This is a genomic window from Photobacterium frigidiphilum (assembly GCF_003025615.1).
Classification (GTDB): Bacteria; Pseudomonadota; Gammaproteobacteria; order Enterobacterales; family Vibrionaceae; genus Photobacterium; species Photobacterium frigidiphilum.
The window spans coordinates 1-1,385 of record NZ_PYMJ01000113.1 but is presented as its reverse complement, the minus strand read 5'-3'; the positions used below and the strand labels follow the sequence as shown (position 1 = coordinate 1,385).

Below are 1,385 nucleotides of genomic sequence, written 5' to 3'. Positions count from 1 at the left end.
CGTGAAACGTGTAAGTTAGTGAATGCCTAGGAGTTTAAAGATGACAGAGAAGCATGTTGCTGTTTTATTAGCGGATGGATTCGAAGAAGGTGAAGCCGTAGTTTTTATCGATATTATGCGTCGATTAGATATTAAAGTAACAGTATTGTCGTGTATGGAAACGACAGCGTTGAATACCTATTTTAAAACTCGTATTACCGCTGATGATATCCTCAAAAACTGTTTCAACACGACTTATGACGCAGTTATGATGCCAGGGGGACCAAAAGGTACTGATAATTTGTCAGCTAACCCTATGGTGATTGATTTCCTTAAACGTCATATTAATGAAGATAAATATATCTGTGCCTTGTGTTCATCTGGAGCCAAGGTATTAGCCGCTCATCAACTGCTGGGCCAGCACTATTATACAACAGGCGCAGGATTAGATAAAAAGTTCGATGATGGTCAGTTTCTCGATCAAAAAGTGGTGGTCGATGGTCGGTTTATTAGCGGTAAAGGGTTAGGTGTCAGTTTTGAATTTGCCTTTACAGTTGCAAAATATCTACTCGTTGGTAACCAGGAAAAAGTTGATTGGCAGGCGAGCCATATTTATTTCGAACACTAGCTGCGAGTTGTCTTTGATAAGCAAAGTAGCTTTTATTTATCATCCGTAATAATTCAAATATCTTGAATATTATTCAGGAATATTAAATCCACAGGTCGCGAAAGTTGCAGCTCTAACTTTTGAGTTAGGCAGCTTGACTATTCAAGATTCTTTTTATGTGACGCTTGGATACGACAAACCTGAGAGCGGCTGTACCCTGTTGCAGCCGCCATTTCTGAAATACTCAACATTTTGTTATTCCGGTAATACATGACTTTTTGGTGGCGTTCTTTATCTGCAACACGACCGTTATATTTCCCTTCTTCTTTGGCTTTTTCTATTCCCTGGCTCTGACGTTCTCTACGTGTCAGATAATCCTTTCTGGCCATCGCCGCCAGAAGATCAATCAACATATTATTAATTGATTCAAGTACAGCCTTGATGATGGGGTCATCGTTAATGAATCGTTTGTTATCAATAGCCAAATAGGACGTCGGTACATCTAGGCTAACAATCCGCAATCCTTTCAGCTCAATTTTCTGTTTGAGCGTTTTCCAATCTTTATCATTGAGTCGAGTGAGTCGGTCGATGTTCTCAATTAATAATATGTCGTTTTCTTGAGTGTCATCAAGTAGCCGATTTAATTCTGGACGCTCTAATTGTGTACCGCTAATGTTTTCTTGATAGTAACTCGCTATTCGTTGTTTGTGCAGCTCTGTGAACGTACTGAGGGTTTTTCTTGCTCGACTTGCATCTTGGTCGTCAGTTGAGGCTCTGAGGTACGCCCGAATAAACATTT

The 1,385-nt window shown here is 39.9% G+C and carries 2 protein-coding genes; one reads left to right on the top strand and one right to left on the bottom strand.

Annotated features, from left to right (window positions below; genetic code table 11):
- Positions 1–40 precede the first annotated feature (40 nt).
- The gene (locus C9J12_RS30040) at positions 41–607 is read left to right on the top strand and encodes a DJ-1/PfpI family protein (protein ID WP_107247127.1); all 567 of its coding nucleotides are present in this window, start codon (positions 41–43) and stop codon (positions 605–607) included.
- A 137-nt stretch (positions 608–744) separates the two neighbouring features.
- Here C9J12_RS30040 and C9J12_RS30035 read toward each other — a convergent pair.
- The coding region (locus tag C9J12_RS30035; protein ID WP_107247124.1) for a recombinase family protein at positions 745–1,385 on the bottom strand (641 nt) is incomplete at its 5' end.